Raw genomic sequence first — 2420 nt, forward strand, 5'->3', positions numbered from 1 at the left:
CGCGCGGTCGGCGGGGACGACTCCCTTCCCGAGGAATCCGTTCGCGCCGCCTACGAGACGCTCAAACCGATGGACGAGGCGATCCGGCACCCGAAAGTGTTCGGCCCGAAGCTTGATCCACCGCCGGACGCCGACCTGCAGACCGAGTTCCTCTACTTCCTCGGCCGCCGAGCCTGACGTCGTTCGGTAGCCCCGAGGAGACTCATCTTACGAGCAGGCCGTCCGCGCGCATGGCCGCCTTCACATCCTCGATCCGCAGCGTGCCGAAATGGAACACGCTCGCGGCCAGAACGGCGTCGGCCCCGGCGCGCGAGGCCGCGGCGAAGTGCTCGAGAGCCCCAGCACCGCCGGACGCGATCACCGGCACGGTCACCGCTGCGCGGACGAGCTCGATCAGCTCGACGTCGTACCCGGCGGTCGTGCCGTCCGCGTCCATCGAGTTGAGCAGGATCTCGCCGGCCCCGAGCTGCTGGCCGCGCACGGCCCATTCGATCGCGTCGATCCCGGTCCCGCGCCGCCCGCCATGTGTTGTCACCTCGAAGCCGCTCGGCGTCGGCGGTCCGTCGACGACCCGCCGCGCGTCGACCGAGAGAACCAGCACCTGATTGCCGAACCGTTCCGAGATCTCGCCCAGCAGCTCCGGCCGCGCGACCGCAGCCGTGTTGACCCCGACCTTGTCGGCGCCTTCGCGCAACAACCGATCCACGTCGGCCACGGCCCGCACGCCGCCACCGACGGTCAGCGGGATGAAGACCTGCTCCGCGGTCCGGCGGACGACGTCGTACGTCGTCTCGCGGCTTGCACTCGACGCGGTGATGTCGAGGAACACCAGCTCGTCGGCACCTTCGTCCGCATAGCGCGCGGCCAGCTCGACCGGGTCGCCCGCATCGCGCAGGTTGCGGAAGTTGACGCCCTTCACGACGCGCCCGCCGTCGACGTCGAGACACGGAATGACGCGTACGGCGACCGGCACGCGCTCGACGCTAACCGCCCGCGGCCGCCACCAGCGCCTCCGGCAGGGTGAACCGCCCGGCATACAGCGCCTTACCGACGATGGCGCCTTCGACGCCGACCGGCACCAGGCCGGCGATCGCCCGCACATCTTCGAGGCTGCCGACTCCACCGCTTGCCACCACGGGTCGGTCGGTGGCTGCGCACACCGCACCGAGCAGGTCGAGGTTCGGCCCGTTCAGCATCCCGTCCCGGCGGACATCGGTGACGACGTAGCGCGCGCAGCCGTCGGCATCGAGACGGGCGAGGACGTCGAAGAGCTCACCGCCCTCTTCGGTCCACCCGCGCGCAGCAAGGGTGTGCCCGCGCACGTCGAGCCCGACGGCAATCCGGTCGCCGTGCCGCACGATCACCTCGCGCACCCAGTCGGGGCGTTCCAGCGCCGCGGTCCCGATGATCACGCGAGCGCAGCCGGTGCCGAGCGCGGCGGCGAGCGAGTCGTCGTCGCGAACGCCTCCGGACACCTCGACCGACACGTCGAGCCGCGCAACGACGTCGGCGATCAGCTCCCGGTTGGAACCACGCCCGAAGGCAGCGTCGAGGTCGACCAGATGCACCCATTCGGCGCCGCCCGCCTGCCAGGCGAGAGCGGCGTCCAACGGCGCTCCGTAGGCGGTCTCGGTACCGGCTTCGCCCTGCACCAGCCGGACGGCTGTGCCGCCGGCGACGTCGACCGCGGGCAGCAGCACCAGCCGTCGCGCGCCGGCGTCAACGTCCGCAGGCATAACCCTGCACTCCTCGCGGGTTCGCGGCGCCGAGTCGCACCGCGCCTTCCCGCGCGACCGCGCTCATCCGACCGAGCGCCCACGACCCTGCGTCCTCGATCCGGTGGCCGCGCCGGCGTAGCTCGTCGATCGTCGCGGCGCCGAGCCGGTCCTCGACCACAAGGACGCCGGGTCGGGCGGCCCGGGGCGCGAACGAGCTCGGGAAGTGATCCGAGTGATAGCAGGGCGCCTCGATCGCGGCCTGCAGGTCGAGCCCGCCGTGGACGACGGCGAGAAAGAACGCCAGGCTCCATTGATCCTGCTGGTCACCGCCCGGCGTACCGAATGCCATCCAGGGCTCGCCGTCACGCAGCGCGAGCGACGGGGTCAGCGTTGTGCGCGGCCGGGTGCCGGGTTTGAGAGAGCTGGGAAGCCCCGGCTGCAGCCAGAACATCTGCGCCCGCGAGCCGAGGCAGAAGCCGACCTCCGGGATGTACGGCGAGCTGTCCAACCAGCCGCCGCTCGGCGTCGCCGACACGAGGTTGCCCGCGCTGTCGACGACGTCGATGTGGCAGGTGTCGCCGCGCCGCCCCGCGGCGGTCCGCCGGGTGGGATCGCCGAGCCCAGCCTCGGCCGACCCCTCGTCGAGCGCCGGCGTCCGCGGCAACACCGGACGCCGGCCGTCGATCGTGCCGGGCCGGAGCT

At 72.2% G+C, this 2420-nt stretch carries 3 protein-coding genes; all 3 read right to left on the reverse strand.

Translation table 11 applies throughout. From position 1 onward, the window contains the following. Positions 1-202: 202 nt before the first annotated feature. Positions 203-973 carry an imidazole glycerol phosphate synthase subunit HisF gene (gene hisF, locus VME70_01070; protein ID HTW18786.1) on the reverse strand — a complete coding sequence of 257 codons (771 nt, stop codon included), beginning with the start codon at positions 971-973 and terminating at the stop codon, positions 203-205. 10 nt (positions 974-983) lie between these two features. After that, positions 984-1736 (reverse strand): bifunctional 1-(5-phosphoribosyl)-5-((5-phosphoribosylamino)methylideneamino)imidazole-4-carboxamide isomerase/phosphoribosylanthranilate isomerase PriA, encoded by a 753-nt coding sequence (gene priA, locus VME70_01075; GenBank protein ID HTW18787.1) that lies wholly within the window; start codon positions 1734-1736, stop codon positions 984-986. Beyond that, positions 1720-2420 (reverse strand): gamma-glutamyltransferase (locus tag VME70_01080; GenBank protein HTW18788.1); only part of this gene is annotated, 701 nt, incomplete at its 5' end. The genes priA and VME70_01080, both read right to left, overlap by 17 nt.

Source organism: Mycobacteriales bacterium, from assembly GCA_035504215.1.
GTDB lineage: Bacteria > Actinomycetota > Actinomycetes > JAFAQI01 > JAFAQI01 > DATAUK01.